Source organism: Lederbergia wuyishanensis (assembly GCF_022900255.1).
GTDB lineage: Bacteria > Bacillota > Bacilli > Bacillales > Bacillaceae_C > Lederbergia > Lederbergia wuyishanensis.
In genome coordinates, this window is record NZ_JALIRM010000008.1 from 35455 (window position 1) to 57207 (window position 21753).

The 21753-nt window shown below is 34.3% G+C and carries 30 protein-coding genes; 26 read left to right on the plus strand and 4 right to left on the minus strand.

Features of this window, described 5'->3' with window-relative positions; all coding sequences use genetic code 11:
* Positions 1 to 130: 130 nt before the first annotated feature.
* Together MT489_RS11415 and MT489_RS11420 are read left to right on the plus strand one after the other, a co-directional pair.
* On the plus strand, positions 131 to 352 hold the full coding sequence (locus MT489_RS11415; RefSeq protein ID WP_244681687.1) for a hypothetical protein: 222 nt from the start codon (positions 131 to 133) through the stop codon (positions 350 to 352).
* 223 nt (positions 353 to 575) lie between these two features.
* A complete protein-coding gene (locus MT489_RS11420) occupies positions 576 to 1016 on the plus strand; it encodes a hypothetical protein (RefSeq protein WP_244681688.1) in 441 nt (146 codons plus the stop codon).
* A 232-nt stretch (positions 1017 to 1248) separates the two neighbouring features.
* Here MT489_RS11420 and MT489_RS11425 read toward each other — a convergent pair whose 3' ends face one another.
* Positions 1249 to 1956 (minus strand): DNA alkylation repair protein, encoded by a 708-nt coding sequence (locus MT489_RS11425; RefSeq protein ID WP_244681689.1) that lies wholly within the window; start codon positions 1954 to 1956, stop codon positions 1249 to 1251.
* Between the two features lie 360 nt (positions 1957 to 2316).
* Here MT489_RS11425 and MT489_RS11430 point away from each other — a divergent pair, with 360 nt between their 5' ends.
* Complete coding sequence (locus MT489_RS11430) at positions 2317 to 2691, plus strand: nuclear transport factor 2 family protein (RefSeq protein WP_244681875.1); 375 nt, start codon at positions 2317 to 2319, stop codon at positions 2689 to 2691.
* A gap of 253 nt (positions 2692 to 2944) precedes the next feature.
* Here the strand turns inward: MT489_RS11430 and MT489_RS11435 are convergent, their stop codons facing one another.
* The 3 genes from MT489_RS11435 to MT489_RS11445 all read right to left on the minus strand — a co-directional run bounded on the left by MT489_RS11435 (position 2945) and on the right by MT489_RS11445 (position 5494).
* A complete protein-coding gene (locus MT489_RS11435; protein ID WP_244681690.1) occupies positions 2945 to 4372 on the minus strand; it encodes a recombinase family protein in 1428 nt (475 codons plus the stop codon).
* Between the two features lie 129 nt (positions 4373 to 4501).
* Positions 4502 to 4720, minus strand: coding sequence for a helix-turn-helix domain-containing protein (locus tag MT489_RS11440; protein WP_244681691.1), 219 nt, complete (start codon positions 4718 to 4720; stop codon positions 4502 to 4504).
* Positions 4721 to 4735: 15 nt separating this feature from the next.
* The gene (locus tag MT489_RS11445; RefSeq protein ID WP_280518589.1) at positions 4736 to 5494 is read right to left on the minus strand and encodes a LexA family protein; all 759 of its coding nucleotides are present in this window, start codon (positions 5492 to 5494) and stop codon (positions 4736 to 4738) included.
* 156 nt (positions 5495 to 5650) lie between these two features.
* Between MT489_RS11445 and MT489_RS11450 the strand changes: the two genes are divergently transcribed.
* The 23 genes from MT489_RS11450 to MT489_RS11555 all read left to right on the plus strand — a co-directional run bounded on the left by MT489_RS11450 (position 5651) and on the right by MT489_RS11555 (position 21741).
* Positions 5651 to 5941 carry a helix-turn-helix transcriptional regulator gene (locus MT489_RS11450; RefSeq protein ID WP_244681692.1) on the plus strand — a complete coding sequence of 97 codons (291 nt, stop codon included), beginning with the start codon at positions 5651 to 5653 and terminating at the stop codon, positions 5939 to 5941.
* A 33-nt stretch (positions 5942 to 5974) separates the two neighbouring features.
* Positions 5975 to 6106 (plus strand): hypothetical protein, encoded by a 132-nt coding sequence (locus MT489_RS22145; RefSeq protein WP_280518590.1) that lies wholly within the window; start codon positions 5975 to 5977, stop codon positions 6104 to 6106.
* Positions 6107 to 6215: 109 nt separating this feature from the next.
* Entirely contained in the window at positions 6216 to 6359 is a 144-nt protein-coding gene (locus tag MT489_RS11455) for a hypothetical protein (RefSeq protein ID WP_244681693.1), read from the plus strand.
* The gene (locus MT489_RS11460) at positions 6359 to 6664 is read left to right on the plus strand and encodes a hypothetical protein (protein WP_244681694.1); all 306 of its coding nucleotides are present in this window, start codon (positions 6359 to 6361) and stop codon (positions 6662 to 6664) included. Before MT489_RS11455 ends, MT489_RS11460 begins: the two co-directional genes overlap by 1 nt.
* Before the next feature lie 74 nt (positions 6665 to 6738).
* Positions 6739 to 7980 carry an SNF2-related protein gene (locus tag MT489_RS11465; RefSeq protein WP_244681695.1) on the plus strand — a complete coding sequence of 414 codons (1242 nt, stop codon included), beginning with the start codon at positions 6739 to 6741 and terminating at the stop codon, positions 7978 to 7980.
* Positions 7961 to 8824, plus strand: coding sequence for a DUF1351 domain-containing protein (locus tag MT489_RS11470; protein WP_244681696.1), 864 nt, complete (start codon positions 7961 to 7963; stop codon positions 8822 to 8824). The genes MT489_RS11465 and MT489_RS11470 overlap by 20 nt, the downstream gene beginning before the upstream one ends.
* The gene (locus MT489_RS11475; protein WP_244681697.1) at positions 8821 to 9099 is read left to right on the plus strand and encodes a VRR-NUC domain-containing protein; all 279 of its coding nucleotides are present in this window, start codon (positions 8821 to 8823) and stop codon (positions 9097 to 9099) included. Before MT489_RS11470 ends, MT489_RS11475 begins: the two co-directional genes overlap by 4 nt.
* Positions 9099 to 9392: a hypothetical protein gene (locus tag MT489_RS11480; protein WP_244681698.1), complete on the plus strand. Its 294-nt coding sequence runs from the start codon at positions 9099 to 9101 to the stop codon at positions 9390 to 9392. The genes MT489_RS11475 and MT489_RS11480 overlap by 1 nt, the downstream gene beginning before the upstream one ends.
* A complete protein-coding gene (locus MT489_RS11485) occupies positions 9389 to 11251 on the plus strand; it encodes an AAA family ATPase (RefSeq protein ID WP_244681699.1) in 1863 nt (620 codons plus the stop codon). The genes MT489_RS11480 and MT489_RS11485 overlap by 4 nt, the downstream gene beginning before the upstream one ends.
* Before the next feature lie 213 nt (positions 11252 to 11464).
* Positions 11465 to 11770 carry an organic solvent tolerance protein OstA gene (locus MT489_RS11490; RefSeq protein WP_244681700.1) on the plus strand — a complete coding sequence of 102 codons (306 nt, stop codon included), beginning with the start codon at positions 11465 to 11467 and terminating at the stop codon, positions 11768 to 11770.
* Positions 11770 to 12261 carry a DUF669 domain-containing protein gene (locus MT489_RS11495; protein WP_244681701.1) on the plus strand — a complete coding sequence of 164 codons (492 nt, stop codon included), beginning with the start codon at positions 11770 to 11772 and terminating at the stop codon, positions 12259 to 12261. The genes MT489_RS11490 and MT489_RS11495 overlap by 1 nt, the downstream gene beginning before the upstream one ends.
* A gap of 395 nt (positions 12262 to 12656) precedes the next feature.
* Entirely contained in the window at positions 12657 to 12830 is a 174-nt protein-coding gene (locus MT489_RS11500) for a hypothetical protein (protein ID WP_244681702.1), read from the plus strand.
* Between the two features lie 13 nt (positions 12831 to 12843).
* The gene (locus tag MT489_RS11505) at positions 12844 to 14529 is read left to right on the plus strand and encodes a hypothetical protein (protein WP_244681703.1); all 1686 of its coding nucleotides are present in this window, start codon (positions 12844 to 12846) and stop codon (positions 14527 to 14529) included.
* Between the two features lie 3 nt (positions 14530 to 14532).
* Positions 14533 to 14742, plus strand: coding sequence for a hypothetical protein (locus tag MT489_RS11510; RefSeq protein WP_244681704.1), 210 nt, complete (start codon positions 14533 to 14535; stop codon positions 14740 to 14742).
* 6 nt (positions 14743 to 14748) lie between these two features.
* A complete protein-coding gene (locus tag MT489_RS11515; RefSeq protein WP_244681705.1) occupies positions 14749 to 14940 on the plus strand; it encodes a hypothetical protein in 192 nt (63 codons plus the stop codon).
* Positions 14937 to 15194 (plus strand): nucleoside triphosphate pyrophosphohydrolase family protein, encoded by a 258-nt coding sequence (locus MT489_RS11520; protein WP_244681706.1) that lies wholly within the window; start codon positions 14937 to 14939, stop codon positions 15192 to 15194. Before MT489_RS11515 ends, MT489_RS11520 begins: the two co-directional genes overlap by 4 nt.
* 32 nt (positions 15195 to 15226) lie before the next feature.
* The gene (locus tag MT489_RS11525) at positions 15227 to 17089 is read left to right on the plus strand and encodes a DNA primase family protein (protein WP_244681877.1); all 1863 of its coding nucleotides are present in this window, start codon (positions 15227 to 15229) and stop codon (positions 17087 to 17089) included.
* 28 nt (positions 17090 to 17117) lie between these two features.
* Positions 17118 to 17408: a hypothetical protein gene (locus tag MT489_RS11530; RefSeq protein WP_244681707.1), complete on the plus strand. Its 291-nt coding sequence runs from the start codon at positions 17118 to 17120 to the stop codon at positions 17406 to 17408.
* Positions 17409 to 17855: 447 nt separating this feature from the next.
* Positions 17856 to 18251 (plus strand): hypothetical protein, encoded by a 396-nt coding sequence (locus MT489_RS11535; RefSeq protein WP_244681708.1) that lies wholly within the window; start codon positions 17856 to 17858, stop codon positions 18249 to 18251.
* A gap of 143 nt (positions 18252 to 18394) precedes the next feature.
* A complete protein-coding gene (locus MT489_RS11540; protein ID WP_244681709.1) occupies positions 18395 to 19030 on the plus strand; it encodes a hypothetical protein in 636 nt (211 codons plus the stop codon).
* A 46-nt stretch (positions 19031 to 19076) separates the two neighbouring features.
* Positions 19077 to 19463 (plus strand): HNH endonuclease, encoded by a 387-nt coding sequence (locus MT489_RS11545; protein ID WP_244681710.1) that lies wholly within the window; start codon positions 19077 to 19079, stop codon positions 19461 to 19463.
* Between the two features lie 137 nt (positions 19464 to 19600).
* Complete coding sequence (locus MT489_RS11550; RefSeq protein ID WP_244681711.1) at positions 19601 to 20062, plus strand: phage terminase small subunit P27 family; 462 nt, start codon at positions 19601 to 19603, stop codon at positions 20060 to 20062.
* On the plus strand, positions 20059 to 21741 hold the full coding sequence (locus MT489_RS11555) for a terminase large subunit (protein WP_244681712.1): 1683 nt from the start codon (positions 20059 to 20061) through the stop codon (positions 21739 to 21741). Before MT489_RS11550 ends, MT489_RS11555 begins: the two co-directional genes overlap by 4 nt.
* The last annotated feature ends 12 nt before the right edge of the window (positions 21742 to 21753 follow it).

Below are 21753 nucleotides of genomic sequence, written 5' to 3' on the forward strand. Positions count from 1 at the left end.
GCTCTATAATATGAAGAAATTAATTTCATACAACCTTGAATCTAAATGTCTTTTCTACCGTATATAAACTATATATTACTTATCCATATTGTACTAAACCATTGAAAACAGAAAAAATGAGGTGATTTTTTTGTGGTGGATTATTGGTATTATGATTTGTTCAATTCCAATACTTGGAATAATAACGGAACATTTGCGTTCTAGTGCAAGTATCAAAGGTAAATTCATTCAAGACCAGTTGGAATTAGAAAAAATGAAACATAAGAATTATTTGCTGGAGACGGAAAAGTTGAGATTAGAATTGGAACGAATGCAATTAGAGAACTCAAAAGAAGACGTCTATAAAGTATAGTGAAAATAAAGTACTGCATTATTGGAAAGCAAAGCAAGAAAGTGATAGGGCTTAAACTAATTATTAAAAATCTTCTTAAGTCAGTATCCGACAAGATGGATATCATCAATGGAGATTTGAATCAAAAGATAACACCTATATTTTTATAATTAGCTCCACTTCATGTGGATTCAATTTAATAAAGAATTTTGCATCCCTAATGTAAAGGAGGCAATCCGTTAAATTGAAGAGAATCATAAGTATGATGTTTGTGTGTTTAATAGTTCTTAGTGGTTGCAGTGAGAGCAGTGACTTTTATTCTGGTATTGAGAACGACATTTTAAATGACATAAATACGGAGTATCATGAGTACAAGGGACACAGTGATAATTGGGCAGCAGTTTATATCGTTTATAAGGCGAAAGATAAAGATAAATATTCAACGAAATTGTATACAAAGTATATAGGCAAGAAACCAAACCCGACAGGTAAAATAAGCTATAATTATGATTTAGGTAGCGATGTTGGAAATGGTGCTGCGTATTTCAAAGATGTACCTGAAAAGGGAATTTATTACTTAGGTTCAATAGCTAGTAATGAGTCTATTTCAACTAAAGACACCAAAGTAAAATTGCAAATTGAATGGAATAAAAAGTCAGAAACAATTGACTTGAAATCAAAATGAAAAAGTTTCGAAGAGTTTATTCATAAACTTCTTTTTTTCTGGTACTCTTAACAAGCTATAAATTAATCTATAAAAAAGCCAATCCTTAGCACGTATAGGTATTAAGGAGTGGCCTTTTTATGTAGAAATTTAATTAGCGTGCACCAATAGTTCTCGCATCGAAGTTAAGATAAATGAACCCTTTAGGCCAGTCACTTCTACAAAAGGAGCGTCCCCCATAGGTGAGCTCTTTTTAACATCTTACATATTTGCGTTTAAAACCAATTCTACCTTTATCGATTTCTTTTTGAATACTTTCGTGTGCGTTTAGGAAACTGCTTTTTTTATTGTCCCGTTTGATTTCTACTATTCCTACTTCCTTTGTAGTCTCTACAGCCTTGTCATGTAGCGGTAAATATGAAGTCCCAACGGTGTATAAAAAATTATTCATAGCTGATTTCGTTCGCTCTGGTGAATTATGAATGGTATTTTTTACAATATCAAGCATATTGGAAATCTTACTTTCGGAAAATTCATGGTCTTTGCGATTGCCTAAGAGCCAACAGTAGCAACTCCAGCCCGCTGACATTCTCAGCTCGTCACCGCTTGCAATCCATTTATCAGCAACGTCTTGTGCAATATCTGACTCTGATAAAGTTACTGCTACCACATAATCGGACAACATATAAAAATATGCTCCATCCATCCAACGATCAAAATCCGCATCTGTCATGGCTTTGGGGTCAGCAATAATGCCAGCAAAGTACATTGCATCGTAGTTGCCTGTTGCATAAAGCTCATCAGCTAAACTTTGATTTATTTTTATTTTCCTTGCGATTGGTTTCATAGCACCTGTAGCCACGCCAAAAAGCGGCTCTTGGGCACCATTGGATATGTATATTTTTTTCGTTCGCTCCTTGCCTAGCGCTTCAAGTTCTGCCATAACTGTTTCAAAATCCAAGTTTTGCACTTCCTTCCATAATTAACCCATAATTAAAATAAGTAATTCCTATTTCTTATCAAGATTCCATACTTCTTCCAATAATCTTTTAAAAAGTATTTTTCATTAGCTTAAGCGCATTTTTATGAAAACAAATCTTCAAGTCCTAACTCCAAAAAAATCTACCTTCTTAAACAATAACACAAAGCCATAGCTAAACCTTTACTGTATTTAATTTTTAAAAATATACTGGTGAAAATTATCGTAAAGATTCCTACAATTGACATCATTTTTTTCTTACCCTAAACTTCTATTAATTGTAATGCAAATAAATCCGTAAATGAAAGGATGTTTGAGCTGAGTATGGAACAACAATTTACATTGAATCAGTCCATTAAAGAAAAAGCGGTATCTTTTCTTAAACTCGTAGCATCAGGAAAAGTTCTGGAAGCATACCAAAGTTACGTTGGTCCTGAATTTAGTCACCATAACCCCTATTTTCCTGGAGATGCAGAATCTCTCATGCTAGCAATGGAAGAGAATGCAACTAAAAACCCTCAAAAGATATTTGATGTAAAACTTGCTATTCAAGATGGAGATAAAGTTGCAGTTCACTCCCATGTGAAGCAGAATCCAAATGATCTTGGAGTGGCTGTTGTACATATATTTCGTTTTCAAGATGATCAAATTGTTGAACTGTGGGATATTGGCCAAGCTATATCAGAGGACTCACCTAATCAGAATGGGATGTTCTAGAGAAAACTTATGTATTTTATGGTATTGAATGTTTCTTATTGAAAGGAAAGACAATCAAAAAAGAGAATCGAGGAACACTCCCTCGATTCTCTAGAAAATTAATAATCCAATGATCGTTGAAATAATCAGACCTGCGAAAACAGGGAAGATGCTTTTTCGAACAAGCTCCATAACAGGAACTTTAGCAAAACCAGCTACCGCTACAAGTGAAGACCAAGCAATTAAAGTACTTCTACCGACACAAGACATTTAATTATTTGGCTGATACGATTATTATCTCCCTTGGGACTCCAGTACCTCGCTGGTACTCATTTTCAGTATCAATTACAATTTGATTAAACAAGGTCGTCATTATTTGTTTTCTTTCGTAATCATTTGCATGTGTCCATAATGAATCAATATTCTCAACGATAGTTTCAATTTCTTCTTTGTTGTGCTTGTTGCTATTTTTAATAGTTTTCAATTCCTGAGTGATTTCCTTTTCGCGCTCTCGTAAGGTTTCAGTCTCCTTAATCAACTCATCAATGTCTATTATGTCATGCTTATACAATGTTTTTTGTTTTTCTAGCAGTTTCTGTATTGATTTCAATTCATTTTCTAATTCGGATATCTTTTCAAACGAATAATCAGATACGTTGGATGATCCAATGAAATCTCCAACTAGATCATCAAAAACACTAAAAATTTTTTTTACCAAAGTGTCTTCTTTTATGATATGACTAGTACAATTTTTACCTGACTTTTTCCCTGAACATCTATATGTTTTTTCACCTCTACCACCTTTATGTCCAGACAAAGAAGAACCGCATCTGCCGCATTTTAATATTGTTGAAAAATAATAATTGCTGGTTTGGTTTTTACCACCATGCATTCTTCTTTTCTCTAATATGTCTTGCAGTTCCCAAAACTCTTCCCTTGAAATAATTCTCTCGTGAACTGCTTCGTATAAAGTTTGCTCAGATGCAGGTTTTCTATATGTTTTAGGACTTTCGTTAAATGTTAAATATCCTGCGTAAACTGGATTATTGGCCACCGTTCTAACAGAATCAACATGCCAGTCCCCTCCTTTTCGTGTGTCAAAATTCATTGTATTTAACTTCTTTGCGACAGTTAAGAACCCATAGGTACGAGAAAGTGAGAATATCGTTTTAACTAAATCTACTTCATCTGGATTAACAACAAGCTCCTTATTTACAACTTTATAACCATATGGAGCAGTACCGCCTTTCCAAATACCTAATTTTGTCTTTTTCTCCATACCTAGTCTTACTCGTTCAGCAGTATTTTCGCGCTCCCATTGTGCGATGGCAGCAACAAGGGTAATAAACAAACGACCCATTGCATTAGTAGTATCGTATACTTCTGTTGCACTTTTAAAGCTACAATTATGTTCATCTAATACTTTTAAAATAGTGTATAAATCTAAAACAGATCTTGTGAGTCTGTCTAAACGATAAACTAACAAGACGTCTACATTTCCTTTCTTAATTTCATCTAACATCATATTAAATTTTGGTCTATTCAAATCTTTAGCTGAAAATCCATCATCGATATAAGTATTAGAAATTTTCCAACCTTGTGATACACAAAATGCTTCTAGCTTTTCCTTTTGAGCAGCAATGGAATATCCATGTTTAGCTTGTTCTTCTGTTGACACACGAATATATATAACAGTATTCATTCTCTCACCTCAATAAAAGTTATTAAACAATGATGTGGAAATATGTATGAGAAGTATGTGAAGTGAAAATTGAAGTTATGTAGTTCGGAGTAAAGTAAGTACTTGACTGTCGTGCCCAGTGAGATAAACTCACTGTTCTTCCGACCGAATGAAATCATATAAATCTTCCATTTTAACATCTAGATGATATGATATATTCTTCGCTGTACGATATGACATGATTGTTTCATTGTTAGCATAAGCGTTTATTTGCTGTTTTTTCATTCCTACTTTAAAAGCTAAGTCAACTTGGGTCATCTTTTTCTTTTGTAAGATTTCATTCAGTCGGCATCTGCCGACATCAAACACTGTTCCACCGCCTATTTAGTTAATCATTGGACTTACACTGTATAAAAATTTACCTATTATTTTGATGTCATCACAATTTTCTTTTGTATATTTTTGATCGATAATTGTTTCATCAAAAGAACAGGGTTCTAATACTATTAAGTCTGTAAATTTATAAACTTTCTTTAATGTGGCGTAACTTCCATTCACAATTACAGCTGCTATTTCTCCATTTTCCACTTCTTCTTGTTTTCTTAAAATTGCATAGTGTCCATTAGGTGCAATTTTGTTCATACTTTCACCACGAACAACTAATCCGAAAACATCTTGATAATTTTTAACATCGTACGCCGGATAAATTTCATCCACTATATCTTCAACTGCTTCAATTGGTTGTCCAGCTGCTATGCTGCCGAGAATAGGAATTTTACTTTTCTTTAATTTTAAAGGTTTTTGTGAATCTTGATATGAACCTTTAGTTTCCTCAACTGCTCTAAACATGTTAGTTTCTTTGGAAACATATTCTAACTGTCCATTTACAATGTCTACTACTTTGTTTTTATAAGTTGTATCAATATCAGCTTTAGTTACCCCAAAAACCATAGCCATCTTTTCTAAGACACCTGAGCTCGGCTTCGCTCTATAATTCATGTAATCGCTCATAGTACTTTTTGCTATATCAATTTTTTCTGCGAGATCTGATTGGGTCAGATTATTAAGCTTAAGATATTTTTTGATGTTCTGTACAATTACTTTTTTTTGCTCCTCGACTATTTGATCTAGCTCTTCAATCATTAAATCACCGCCTTTTAATATTTTTTCCCTCACTATTACACAATAACACATTACGAAAAATTCGTAAAGAATTAATTTAGTATGATATTTTCGTATTTTCTTATTGAATTTACATGAATTTAGTAATATTATTGGAAACATAAGGAGGCGATGGTAATGATTTTCAAACAATGGACCATAGGAGAACTGAGAGAGAGTACCGGATACAACCAAGCAAAGTTCGCCAAAGAAATACTTCATGTTTCCCCTAAAACGTTATGGTTGTATGAGCAGGATTCTAGCAGTCTACCGGATGATCTGATAAAAAAGTACATGTATTTATTCAATGTGACGTACGAGGAAATTTTTTTTGGTCCTAAGTACGAAAAAATCGTACATGTTCAAAGGAAAATTGCTGAACGGATTGAAATGTTAAAAAATATTGAAGTTATAGAGCAGTCCTCATAATGAATCAGCATATGGTTTATAGAGGTGAACATCATGAAGATTGAAATAACTGAGGAAAAACTTCGAAAGCTTGTGCCCATATTCGAAACGGTATTGTCAAGAAAATATGGAAAGGAAGTAAAGCTTATTAATTTAACTATGGGGAACATCACGATACACAAATAGAAGTAATCCTTACTTATTTTTTTTACAGTTAGATGCAAAAAATGTAGTTGAAATAGGTCGAAATAGTTATTTAATAGTTTAATTTGTCGCTTTAAAGGAGGTGATATAAATGTCAATCAGCAAAGAGCTTTTGAAATGTGTAGTGGATGGAGATTTACACACAAAGCTTAATCATATAAAACATTCAACGAACTTACGAGAAATCGTCACAGTCGGGTACATGGTTGATAAATATCAAGGAGGTGATAACTAATGTTAGTTAAAATACAAACTCCAAATGAAATGATGGAGTTATCAGAAGAAGGTAAGAAGAAATTTGAAAAGGAAGTTTTGGAAGGTCCTTTGTTCAAAAAGGTTCTTCAATCAATTGAGGATTCAGCATTAAAGGGTTACACAGGTTATAGAAGGAAGATTCATTCACAAGATGAAGTTAGATCCTTAAAAGTTATTCAGAAATATCTACAGGCAGCTGGGTATAAATGTGAGTTCGAAACTGAAAAAAGATTAGGTTTAATTAGTGAGTATGATGTTCATTATTTTGTAATCAGATGGAAATAAAAAAAGACCACTCTGCAAAGTGGCCAATAAAAAATATTTTCAAGCACATTATAGCACGAAAATTGGTGATGTAAATGAAACTTTTCCCACACCAAGAAAGAGTATTGAATGAAACCTACAAAAATAATCGTGTTGCCTACTATCTCGATATGGGGCTAGGGAAGACATTTGTAGGATCTGAGAAGATGTGGGAACTAAATACACCATTCAATCTAGTAATCTGTCAGAAGTCAAAAATAGAAGATTGGAAAGAGCATTTTGAACAGCACTACGACTATAACGTGATTGTTTATGACAAGCAACGTATAGAAAACATTCCACTTGAAAGTGTATTAATCATCAACTATGACAAGGTTTGGAGAAGACCTGAATTACATAAATTAAAAGATTTTACACTCATGTTGGATGAAAGCAGCATGATCAAAAATGAGTCTTCCAATCGTAGCAAATTCATATTAAAACTAAGAGCCGATAATGTAATTTTACTATCTGGAACTCCAACTGGTGGGAAGTATGAGGAATTATGGAGTCAGCTTCATTTGCTAGGTTGGAAGATTAATAAAAAACTGTTCATGAAACAGTTCGTCGTCCAGGAATGGAACGATCGTAATCAATCATATGACATTGTGGGTTATAAAAATGTCGAAAGGCTCAAAGCTAAATTACGCAAACATGGTGCGGTATTTATGAAAACTGAAGAAGTATTTGACCTTCCGAAAGTTAATGATCAGATTGTCAAAATACGAAGTACCAAAGAGTACGTTCAGTTTAAAAAGGACCACATTATCGAAATTGGTGACGAGCTTCTTGTTGGAGATACGGCAACTACTAAGAAATTGTATTTACGTCAGCTAGCCGGAGTCTATAACCAAAATAAGCTTCAGTATGTGAAGGATCTAATTGATAGTACAAACGATAGAGTAATAATTTTTTACAACTTTAAAAAAGAATACGCGGCACTGGTTGACATGATCGATAGACCGATTGCCACTGTAAATGGAGATTTAAAAGATTTATCTGCATACGAGGACCATGGAAATAGCGTCACGTTGATTCAATATCAAGCCGGTGCAATGGGTCTGAATCTGCAGAAGGCCAATAAAATTGTTTATTTTACTCTCACCGATAAAAGTGAGTTGTTTGAACAGAGTAAGAAACGGATCCATCGTATTGGTCAAGATAGACCATGTTTTTACTACTATCTGTTAACTGCTGGGTCCATTGAATGGCGTATGAAAGCAGTACTTGATGAACGTAAAGATTATACAGATGCGTTATTTGAAGAGGAGGAAAAAGATGAACAATTTACAAGTTAAAACAATTACGTTAACACCTGCAATAGTGGAATTTAATTTTTATGAACTATCTGCAATTTTGGATGACAGTTTGAAAAAGTATGAAGGTCTTACATTCACCGAAAAAGATGTGGCTGAATGCAAGAAAACAATTGCTGAATTAAACAAGGGTAAAAAGGCACTTGATACCTATCGTAAGGAAACTAAGAAACAGCTCACTGCTTCTGTAACGGAATTCGAAAATAAATGCAAGGAATTGAATAAGAAGTTTGATTCCGTGATTGCTCCATTGAAAGAGCAGCATGATCAATTTGAAGACGACCGTAAAGAACAAAAGCGTAAGCAAATTCAAGATGTGATAGACGAATTACTTGATAAGGAAGGTCTTAATGAAAAGTACTCTGCTCAATTGACTATTACTGAGGAATATTTCAATAAAAGTAAAACAATAAAATCCATCAAAGAAGAGCTTACTGCTAAAGCTGAACATCTTGGAATCAAACAAGATAAAGAAGATGCAGATCAAGAAATAATAAAATCTCATGTTCAATTAATTAATACAAAATTCAAAGTTAATCTTCCAGAATCGGCATATGTAAGTTTACTGGATTATGGTGCGGAAGTTCCAAACATTAAGGAACAGATTGAACAAGATGCTGAAAAAGAAGTTGAAAGACTTCTTTCATATGTAGAAGCTACGAATGTAGAAACGAATCACGAAGATAATGTTACTGTACCTGACGAGGCAATAGATGAAAAAACATTTACTGAAATGTATAAGGTAATCGGAACAGAATCACAGCTCGATGCACTGGAAGAATTTATGAACAATGAAGAAATCGAATGGCAAGTGATTGAGGAATGAAAGAATCAGCTTTTCAAAAGAAGGTCATTAAATTCCTGAAAGACCAGGATGTATGGCATATCAAATATTGGGCAGGGTCCCAATACACCAAAGAAGGCGTTCCGGACATATTAGCGTGCATTGATGGTACCTTTCACGGAATTGAATTAAAAACAGATGTTGGAGTTGCTAGTAAACTACAACTCTATAACATTCGAAAAATAAAAGATTCAGGCGGTGAGGCTTATATATTGCGGCCAAAAGATTTTGAGTCTTGGAAAGAGAGGTGGTTTTAATGGCTGAGAAGAACGAAAAGAAAGTCTTAATCACTATCGATAATGTACGCGTTAAAGAATATGACAGCATGAATGTCGTTGTAGAAAGATACGAAGAAGTTTTCAATCCCATCAGTAAAGAAACTATTCGCAAGTGGCGTTTTAAAGGCTATTCTAAGGACATTTTGTCCGCTTTGCAGTTTATCCAAAGCAATGAGTTATTAATAGATAAAAAGGCTATCAGTGACCTTAAAAGCCATCTAAAACAGGTATATGAATCGAACGCCAAGTTACTGGAAGTGATGAAAACATGACTCAATATTCTTATTCAAGAGTCTCACTCTTTAACGATTGTCATTATCACTATGATTTACGGTACAACCAACGCTTAACAGAGATACCTAAGTTTGATGCAGACAATCCATTAATCATTGGTCGAGCATTACATTCAGGTGTTGAGCATGATGTTACCACAGCTATCCAAGATTATTTTAATGAGTTTCCTGTACTTACGGATGCGATCATTGAAGAATCTATGAAACTGGAAATCTTAATTCCGAAAGTGAAAGAGTTCCTAGAGCAGTTTTCAGATTGTGAGTTTATCCATGAATACAAAATAGATCATGACGATTTCATTGGCTATGTGGATTTGATTATTACTGCCCCTGATGGCACATCTATGGTCATGGACTTTAAATATAGTAACCATATAAAAAATTACATGGATAGTGGGCAGCTGCACATCTATAAAGATCGTTTGGAGCAAGATGGTTTTAAAGTAAAAAGATTGGCTTATCTGTTTGTCCCAAAGACAAGCATAAAGCAGAAAAAGGATGAAGATTTATTCCATTTTCGTAAACGACTTGTACAAGCAGTTGAAGAATCAAATCTTACTTTTGTACCTATTGAATTTAAAGAAATGGAAAGTGTTTATTTCTTGAACAACACTCGAAAAATTGAAAAGACAACGGATTTTTCAAAAAGAAATAATAGTGGGAATTGTTTTAGCTGCATTCCTAGATTCGCGCCTGATTATTTAGAAATAATAACTGATTACAAAGGAGATATGATTATGCAATTACCTAGTGCCCAACGAAGAAACGTTGAGAAAGTTACAAAACGGGTCATTTGGTTATATGGTGCGCCGTTTACAGGAAAAACCACATTTGCGAATGGTTTTCCAAATCCAATAATGTTAAATACTGATGGAAACATTCGTTTTGTTGATGCTCCATATCTCAGAATAGCGAATGAAGTCACTTCTACTGGCCGTGTGACTAACACAAAATTAGCTTGGGACATATTTAAAGATGCCCTCTTCGAATTGGAAAAGAAAAATAATGAATTCAAAACCGTCATTGTGGACTTATTAGAAGACACATTCGAAGCGTGCCGCCTATACATGTATGAAAAACTTGGGATTGAGCACGAAGCTGATAATAGCTTCAAAGCATGGGACATGGTCCGAACTGAATATTTGAGCACAATGAAACGTGTTGTTCATTTGGATTATGAAAATATTATTCTAATCTCACACGAGGATACTACAAAAGATGTTACTAAAAAGTCAGGGGATAAAATAACGGCTATTAAACCTAACTTACAAGAAAAAGCCGCATTAAAAATTGCTGGAATGGTTGATATTGTCGGTCGGGTTGTAGCGGACGATGATGACCGTCGAATAGTGTTTAAATCTAAAGATTATGTCTTTAGTGGTGGGAGGTTACCAAATCTACCAGTATCTGAAATTGAATTAGATGTCGACCAATTATTTGATGTATACGATGAGGCTAATAAAAACCTTCATGCTTCAAAGAACAAGCCTAAAAGTGAAGAAAATAAGGACGAGCCCAGTCGATCTAATGAAAATGCTGATAAAACTGAAGAATCGAATACCCCTAATGAGCGTCGAAGAACTAGACGAAACAGTGAAGATTCTTCGAAAACTGAAAAGGTGGATACGGAAGAACAATCGGTAGATGAGGAAAAACCAAAGCGTGAGCGTCGCTCCCGTAAGACCGAAGATGAATCTGAGCAAAAGGAAGAAAAACCTCGTCGTCAGCGAAGAGAGCGTAAGCCAGTTGAGGATGATACACCACCTGGTGAAGATGCTCTTGCGGAAGAAGAGGAAACACCAAAACGTACTCGTAGAACACGCAGGACCCGTGATTGATAAATAGATATCGTAGAAAACGATATAGGAGATTACGAGAAATTCGGAGGGAAAGGGATTACCAATCCGGATCCCTCCAATATGCAAATAGGCCATATTCATTTCGCTCAGTTAGAGTGAATTGGAAAAATGGAAGAGCGATACCTGTTTATATAACTACAAATCAGTTTATTAGGAAACACAATATAAAAATCTAAATTGGAGGAATGTAAAATGGCAGTTAAAGAACTTAATGCAAAAGAGCAGCACTACGCTGATACTCGTGATGAAGCGGAAGAATTAGTTGCTGAAGCAAAGGAAGATATCTATTTAACATCATTTCAAATTAGTGAAAAGCACAATAAATACGGCACCTACTTCTTGGTTGATTTAAAGTTCAGCTATGACACACCAAAGGAAATTATGGAGAATGCTCCAACTAAGAAGGAAGAACCTAAATCAGACCATAAAGGCATTGAGTACAGTGTTAATGATGATGGGACAGTAAATGCAAATGTAACTGAGGAGGACGATGAATAATGGCAGAAAAGAAATTTGATTGGAGCAAGTTTGATAAACAAGTAGATTTAGAAGCTTTAGAAAATGATGTGAAGGAAGTTGAAGAAAACGGTGGGTTCGGTGATTTTGAACCACTTCCAGATGGGCAGTATGAGGTAGAAGTTGAAAAAATGGAGCTAACTGAATCCAAAAAAGGTGACCCAATGTTAACTATTTGGTTCAAAATTGTTGATGGTGAATATGAGGGGCAACGCATTTTCTATAACAAAGTCATGCAGCCACAAAATGATAAAGCATTTGGAATTCAGGTTCACCAAAACAATGAAATGTTGCGTGCATTGTGGGATTGCGAAAAGGATGAAGTTAAGTTTACCGGGTTTGCTGATTATGCGGATCTTGTCCTGGATATTCATGAAGAGATTGATGGGCAATTTGAGTATCTATTAGACAAAACTACTGATAAGGGCGGATTTGATCAGTTTAAGATTGTTGAAATCTTTGAAGTTGAATAACTGAATAAGGGGGGCTTAGCGGCTCCCTTTTATTTTGGGAGTGAACGGCGTGAAAGAAGAAAAAATAGTTACAGTTATAAAGATGAAAAATGGTGTTCCTACTGTTATTGAAGTAGATGGTCGTAGGTACCAGTTACAGCATCCGAATCAACATAAGAGGTGACTAGTAGACACAAAGAGTGACATAGAAAGGCTGCTGATGTAATGGTAATTTTTTTCGATTGGATATTGGAGTTAACCCAAAAAGCAGTTGAAAACTTATGGAACTTTCTAGTAAAGAAAAGAAAACTCGTTTATTTAGGGTTAGCTTTAACCTTAATAATACTTTTAATAATTAGGTCGCTATCATAACGAATAGTTCGACTAAAATGTTTATTAGATAAGGATGTGAATTCATGAGAGCATTTGAAGCCAAGCAGGATATCATGATGAACCACATCATAGAGCAATTACACCGATTAGGTTATTACGATACTGCAGGGAAATCCAGACGTGAGCTAGTTAGCCAACTGGCCATATTAAGAGCGACGGAAGTTAATGTGGAAAATCAAGAAAATGAATGGTTTTAAGGAGTGAAATATTTTGCTCTTTTACGATTTTGAAGTTTTTTCCCATGATTGGTTAGTAGTAATCGTGGATGCTGCAAGTCAATCGGAACACGTTTTTGTAAATAATGAAACGGCTTTAATTGAATTCTATAACAAACGTAAGAAAGATATTTGGATAGGTTACAACTCGAGACATTACGATCAATATATTTTGAAGGCTATCGTTTGTGGATTTAGTCCGCAAGAGATAAATGAGTGGATCATCAAGAAACATGAACCAGGTTGGAAATTTTATAAAGACTTTTGGAAGATACAACTCCTTAATTTCGACGTAATGACAAACAAATTCAGGTCCTTAAAGCAACTTGAAGGTTTTCAAGGACATGACATAAGGGAGACTTCTGTCTCCTTTGATACGGATAGACCATTAACAGAGAAAGAAATTGTAGATGTCATTAAGTATTGCCGTCATGATGTTCATGAAACAATCCATATCTTTACGGAAACAATATCTGAATATGAATCACAACTTGAATTACTGAAAATGTTTAATCTTCCTTTGCGGAATATCTCAAAAACAAAGGCTCAATTGAGTGCAGTTATCCTGGATGCAAAACAACCAAATGTACCAAGAAATGACGAATTTGATTTTTCATTTCCATCAACATTACGAATCAACAAATATACCGAAGTATTAAACTTCTATATGGAAAACAAAGACTATAGCAAGGTTCTTGAAATCGATGTTGCAGGTGTTCCCCACATATTTGCCTGGGGTGGTTTACATGGAGCTAGGAATAACTATATTGGTACCGGCCATTTTGTAAATATCGATGTTGCATCGTATTACCCAGCATTAATGATTGAATACGATTATCTTTCACGCAACGTAAAGGACCCTAAGAAATTCCGTGAAATACGTGATAGACGATTGGAATATAAGGCAGCTAAAGACAAACGTGAAGCGCCACTAAAAATCGTAATCAACGGTACATATGGGGCAATGAAAGATAAATACAACGGTCTTTATGATCCAAGGCAAGCCAATAATGTATGTATTGGTGGTATGACGTTATTACTCGATTTAATAGAAAAGCTAGAGCCACATTGTGAAGTTATTCAATCCAATACTGACGGTATCCTCGTTAAGTTAAGGAATTATGATGATTACCGTTTAATCGATGACATTTGTTATGAATGGGAACAACGTACAAGGATGGAACTTGAGTTTGAAGAGTTTGTCAAAGTTATTCAAAAAGATGTGAACAATTATATTTTGGTAGATGCTGAAGGTAAGTACAAATCAAAAGGTGCGTATGTTAAAAAGCTAAAACCACTTGATAATGATTTACCAATCGTAAATGAAGCAATTGTTAATTGGTTTGTAAAAGGCATTGATCCAGAAGAAACAATTTTTAGTTGTAAGGAACTTATTAAGTTTCAAAAGATTGTAAAAATCAGTAGCAAATATGATTATGCCGTTTATGGCCGAAGAAGAATGCAAGAAAAGGTGTTTCGTCTTTTTGCAAGTGTGGACAAGAATGACCATGAGTTAAAAAGAGTTAAAAACGGTTCTGCCGAAAAAATATCTTATACACCTGATAGATGCTTTATCCTGAATGATGACATAACCAATATGGATATACCAAGTAAATTAGATTACTGGTGGTATTGGGATTTAGCGGTGGAACGAATCAATGCTTTTTTAGGGGAGGAATAATGGATGAACAAATTCAACGGCATGTCTCAGATTGAATTAGAAATGATGAGAGACGAAATTAACAAGGTGCTACCTGGACTATTAACAATGGTTCCAGTATTCGCTAAGCTTTCCAAATCTAACTATGATGCATTGAAAAAACAAGATTTTACGGATAATCAAGCGATGTACATGGCTGTTCAATCTGCTGCAAAACAAATGGGATTGGGGTGAATCGAAATGTTCGAAGCTTTGAGAAAAGGATTTATACTTTTTCCTTATTCCAACACAATCGTACAACGGAGAAAAGAGGTATATGCTCTTTCAAAAAAATTACCTGAAGAAGATGGTTATAGACTCATTCAAATATTTGATGAAACAGTAAAGGCTGCAAGGGATTTGGAGAAAAAGAGAATGGAGATAGATGAGTGACTATGGGATACGAAAATGAAAACGAAACTCCAAGAACCAAAATATTAACGGATATCAATAAGGAATGTGAAAGGCAAAATATAAAACATCCGAATGAATTAAATTTACAGATGCGCTTCATTACCATTATGGAAGAAGCAGGGGAAGTAGCTGAAGCGTTACAGGAAAACGATATGGACTCAGTTTATCGTGAATTGATAGAAACAGCAGCATGTTGCGTGAGAATGGCTGAGCAAGTACTTTTGCAAGAATAAAATTTCCCTTTGCACGAAAGTAGGTGATTACAATCTATAAGGGCTATTTAAAAGGTACGGGAAAACATGCAGCAACCAAATTTAAAGATTCCGATAAGCTATTATCCTATCATACTGCTAGAAAATACGAGTCATTTGTTGGAGTTTTAGATGAGGATTACATCATGGTGGATGTTGATGATATAGACGAAGCAGAAACATTATTTGAAATCGTTGAGGACAAGGACATTCAATGTTCTGTCCTCGAGACTGATAACGGCATGCATTTCTACTTCAAAGGTTACGATTTAACTTCAAATAAAATAAAGTGGTTTTCCAATATCGGAATCCTTTGTGATTACAAACTAGGTATGAAAAACACGGTTGATCCACTCAAGATAAACGGTAAAACTCGTAAATGGATTCGTAAAGTGAATGACCATGACCCAATGCCAATATGGTTATATCCGTACTCAAAGAAAAATCCTAACTTGGCCAAACTTGAAGAGGGTGACGGACGTAACGATAAGTTGTTCACCTATATTTTAAAAATGCAGTCCCAGGGAATGGCCAAGAATGATATTAAAGAAACCATTTCTATCATTAATAAATATATTTTAGAACAACCTGTTTCCGAATCGGAATTAAATATAATATTACGTGATGATGCATTCATGAAGGAATCCTTCTTTGTAAAGAATCAATTTCAACATGAAAAATTTGGAGACTTCCTTATAAATGAACATCATATTTGTAAAATAGTCAACGTGCTTCATATCTATCAAGATGGAGTTTATAGTGATAGCCAAGAAGACATTGAAGGCTCAATGATTAAGCATATTCCCAATCTCAAACGTATGCAGCGCCAAGAAACATTAGCGTATCTTCAGCTGAAGGCAAAGGAAAAACAATTTTCACCCACAAAATATGTAGTTGTGAAGAATGGTGTTTTTAACTTAGAGACATGGCAACTAGAAGATTTTTCACCGGATATAATAACACGAAATAAAATACCGGTTGCTTACATAAAGGATGCTTATTATGAAGTGACTGATAAAACATTAAATAAAATATCAGTCCAGGACAAAAAAATCCGTGCGATTTTGGAAGAGATTCTTGGATACATTTTATTTAGAAGAAATGAGTTTGCTGCAACATTTATTCTTACTGGTGATGGATCAAATGGGAAATCCTCTTTTCTTAAAATCATAAGAAAACTTGCTGGTTCAGATAATGTTGCTTCCCTCGATTTGAATGAACTAGATCAACGTTTTAAGACAGCTGAGCTATTTGGAAAACTCGTTAACATCGGTGACGATATTTCAAAAGGATATATCAAAGAGTCTTCTATTTTCAAAAAGCTATCTACTGGTGAAACATTAAACGTTGAACGTAAGGGTAAGGACCCTTTTGATTTTACTAACTATGCAAAGCTAATATTTAGTGCTAACGAAATGCCGCGAATAAATGATTATAGTGACGGATTAGGAAGAAGATTGCAGATTGTTCCATTTAAAGCGAAATTTAGTACAAATGATGAAGATTTTGACCCGTTTATTACAGATAAACTATTATCCGATGAATCTATGCATTATGTGTTAAATATTGCCTTGGATGCATTGAAAAGATTACTAAAGAATCATCAATTTACTAAATCTAAAGCTGTTGAAGCAGAACTTGAAAAATACCAGGAAGAAAATAATCCTATCATTTCATTTATCAATAACGAAGATGTTGAGCTTGAACGTGGGGTTGTAGGTGACATTTATATGCAATACAAGCTTTATTGTTCGGAAAATGGATATCAAGCCGTTAGTAATATTAGCTTCAGTAAACAAATTCGACAGTTATTTGGATATGCAACGGTTGTCCAAAGAGTGGATGGAAAGAATAAAAGAATATTTGTAAGTGAGTAGACAGAAAGAGCGAAGGAGTGAAAGAAATATGATGATTGGTGGCAGGAGAGTTTGTGGAAAAACTACTGAATTAATTAAAAAAGCTAGTGAAGAAAAGCTATACATTGTTTGTGCAGATAGAAATAGATTAAAGGTTATTACTCAAATGGCTAAAGAAATGGAATTAGATATTCCTTTCCCTGTAACAGTTGATGAGTTGCCTTTGAGAAGTCCATTCATCAAGGAAGTATTAGTAGATGATATTGAAGCTGTACTTTATCAATTGATTAGAAAACCAATTTTAATAGCGAGTACAAGTTTGGAATTGAAACAGCTTTAATTCACATTTCGATTAAATCTACCATGAAATTTCCGCGCTTGACCAAATTTTGGTCAAATAGAAAAAATGAATGCAGTTATATCAATGGTTGGTCAAAAGGTCTTGACCGTTTTTTGGTCAAGAAATTAGTCAAAATAATGACCATTTTAGTTAAAAATGCGCAAAATAACGGATAAATGCGTTACGTATAACAGATATCTGTTACGTATGAAATCCAGTTGTATCAAGTGTTTGAAGGTTGTGTAACAGATGTAACAGATAAAATCACTTTCTTATATAAATATTATATATAAATATACAAAAAAGTTATCTTATAAAAGAAAAATAGGGGTCAAATGCGTTACGTTTTACTTTCAAAATGATAACAAATCGTTATGTACCAATGGTTTGAGCGCGTAACAGATGTAACAGAACGTAACGCATTTTACTCAAAAGGGGTGACCATTATTGTATGAATGGCTACTTGACTATCAAAAATTAATAGAAGAAATTGAATTTCTTGAATTTAATTTAGAGAGAAGTAAAAGGGAATTAAAAAGATGGGTTTCCGGTGATTTACAAGGAGTTAAATTACAACGTGAATCTATTGCTGCTAATTTAGAAGAAAATATATCTAATATTGAATATGAATTAGCGCATAAGATGAATGATCTATGTGATGCAAAAAAGCTAATTAGAAAGTTTAGAGGTGTAAAGAACCAGATTCTTTATAAAAAGTATGTTGAAGGAAAAACATTAGAAGTAATTGCAAATGAACTAAACTATAGTTATAACTACATCAAAAGTAAACACGCTGAGGTTATGAGAATGATTAAATTTGCTGATGAGGTATTGTCCAAATAAAGTACTATTTAGGTAACTTACCATTACCATGCTGAAACTATTGAAAATTCCTATTATAGTAATAGCATATAAAACTATAACTTATTGCGAAATTCTTCCATTTAGTAGACAATTGTTTTATGTTCAAAAAGGGGGAATTAATAATGAAAAAAATATCGATAGTCTTAATGCTATTTTTGTTAGTAATAACAGGATGTAATCAGGACGAAACTAAAAAAGAAGCTATTGATCCAGCTAAAGTTGATTCTGAACAGAAAAATGCTGAAACTGACAATGAATCTATTGAAGTAGATAAAAACCTTCTAAGTGTAGAAATTACTCTACCTGCCTCATTTTTAGGATTAGATGAAGATGAAAAGAGTATTGACCAGGTAATTGCTGAAGCAAAAGCTGATGGAATTAGTGAAGTAATACAAAATGAAGATGGATCTCTTACTTATAAGATGTCAAAATCAAAGCACAAAGAGATGTTGTCAGAATTAGAAACTGAGATGAAAACATCTATCGAAGACATAATAAGCGGTGAAGATTTTGCATCTGTTAAAGATATTACTCATAACAAAAAATTCTCTGAGTTTAGAACAATTGTAAATCGAGATGAATTTGAAAACAGTTTTGATGGATTTGTAACAATGAGCTTAGGAGTAAGTGGAATGCTATATCAAATTTTTGATGGTGTTGATCCTGAGAAAAACAAAGTTACGATTTCTATTGAAGATGAAGCAACTGGAGAAGTATTTGAAACAGTTGTTTACCCAGATGATTTAGAAGAAGAATAATAGAGCTATCCATTCCGGATGGCTTTTTTTCATGGAGTGATTAGTGTTGCTAAAGAGTTGTAAGTATTGTGGTGGTATTCATGATCGTAAGTATAAGTGTCCGCATAAACCTAAACGCACTAACTATAAGACTACCTACATTGATAAGTTCAGATGGTCCAAGGTATGGCAAAAGAAACGTAATCATATTAAGGAACGTGATAAACATCTATGCCAAGTATGTATAAGAGAACTGCATAACACTCAATTAAAATATAACTTTCATAATATAGAGGTCCATCATATCGTACCAATTGCAGAGGATTGGAATAAACGATTGGATGATGACTATCTTATTTCACTTTGTAAATATCATCATGAGTTAGCTGAATGCGGTGAGATTAGTCGTGAGGAATTGTTGGAAATTGTAAAAGAACAGGAAAATGTTGCTTAATATCCCCCCCGGGGACATGGTCGAATTTTTTTGACCTACGGAACACCACGTATCCACATCGGCTCGAAAAAAATTCCCTAAATGAAAATTTTTAGGATGTATAAAAAAGATTTTACTATTTCACAGGAGGTGAGGAAATGGTTAGGCCATCAAAAAGCGTAAAAACGATGAGTAAAAACCTAACAAAAGAAGAGATAGAGGTTCGAAAACAGACGGAGGAAAAGCTTAGAGGGGCAGCTGATAATATTTCCCCTCCGAAGCATTTAAACGCTAGGCAGAAGAAAATTTTCAATTATGTTGTTGAGGAATTACAAGCAAGTGGGATTCTTGGTAACTTGGATATTTACATTTTAGGTACTTTCGCTATTTCCATTGATCGTCTGCAGCAAATTGAAAAGCAGATTAATAAAGACATAGAAAAACTACTTGATAACAATTTGATGCGGGCTAAAGAAAAATATACAAAAGACTTTTTCCGATGTTGTAATGAATTGAGTCTCTCTCCACAAAGTAGGGCAAAACTTGGAAACATTAATTTCCAGGTTAAAGCAAAGGAAGATGATCCTTTGTTAAAAGTATTATCTGGTGGTAAGAAGTGATTCTTTTAGAAAAAGCCATTAGGTATGCTGAAAGAGTAACATCTGGAAAAGAAATTACTACAAAAGAAGTAATTATTCAATGTCATTTGTTTTTACGAGATTTAAAAAAGCAAGATAGTGATGATTTTGATTACTACTTTGATGAAGATGCTATTGAAACAATTGAAGGTATTCTTTCATTGCTAAACTTTGCAACTGGTTTAGGAGTGATTGGAAAACCTGTGTTAAAAGGTCTGGAAGATTTCCAGGCTTTTTTTCTTGTTAATATTTTTGGATGGCGGTTTAAAGATGATCCAAAGAAATATCGTTATCGTGATGTAACTTTATTTATACCGAGGAAAAATGCTAAAACGTTTATTTGTGCATTGATTCTCATCATTCTGATGTTAACAGAGGATGATTATTCAGAGTTTTACTCGATTTGTTTGGATAGGGAGCTTGCTGGTGAAGTTAAGAAAGCAATGTCGCAAATCATTAATGCGAGTCCGGCAGTAAGTAAGTACTTTGTTATTCCAATAACTTTAAACGGGAAAGTTATTTGTAAATTAACCAATAGTTTCTTCCAGGCAAGAACAGCTGAAGCGAATAAAAATAACTCGATTCGACCAAGTGCTTTTATTGCGGATGAAGTTGGAGCATTTAAGGACTATAAGAATATTAATGCAATGAGATCGGGGCAGTTGAACGTAAAGAATCCATTACGCTTCAAACTTACAACCGCTTATGCTGAAGATAAATCAATCATGTTGGAAGAACTTGCGTACATCCGAAAGGTATTTAACGGTTTTGTCGAAGATGACCGCATGTTTGCCCTTCTTTATTATGCAGAAGAAGAGCATCTTTGGGATGACACTGGATTATACCAGGCGAATCCATTACGAATTGAGGAAAACTTCAATGAAATTCGTGATGCAAGGAAAACTGCTATTGAAAAGCCAGCTGAGCGCGAAGAATACCTCTGTAAACATATGAACCACTTCTTACCTAGTAACAGTGGTGAGGCATATATCAATGTGGACGATTTACGAAAATGTAAGATTGATAACTTTGATTGGTCTGGCCGTCAAGTTTGGGTAGGGCTAGACTTAGCGATGACAACGGACAACTGTTCTTACTCAATGGTTACAGAAGAGGACCAAGAAATATATGCTGAATCATTTGCGTTTGTTCCAGAAGAAAGAATCGAAGAAAAAAATAAACTGGAAAAAATTAATTATTATGATTTTATCCAACAAGGAGTTTGTTTTGCTTGTGGGGATATGACAGTTGATTATGGGTTCATCGAGGAAATGATCTTAGCTATTGAAGAAAAGCATAATGTTGTGGTTATGGGTATAGGTTATGACCGTTACAACTGTTTATCTAGTGCTCAAAGGTTTGAAAGAGAAGGGTATACAACAGTGGAAGTCAGACAACATTCAAGTGTTCTGCATCCACCTACTAAGCTATTAAAGGAAAAAATCCTTAATAAAGAGTTCCATTACACTGAAAACGTGCTATTAGAGGAAAACTTCCAGAATGCCAAAGTAACCTATGATACTAACAAAAACATGTATGTAAACAAAAAGAAATCTACAGGTAAAGTCGATATGGTTGTTAGCTTGATTAACGCTATTTATTTACTACAGCAAGATGTAATTTTCAATCCTGATGCGGATTGGGGGGCACAGGTAATATAGGAGGAGGTGAGA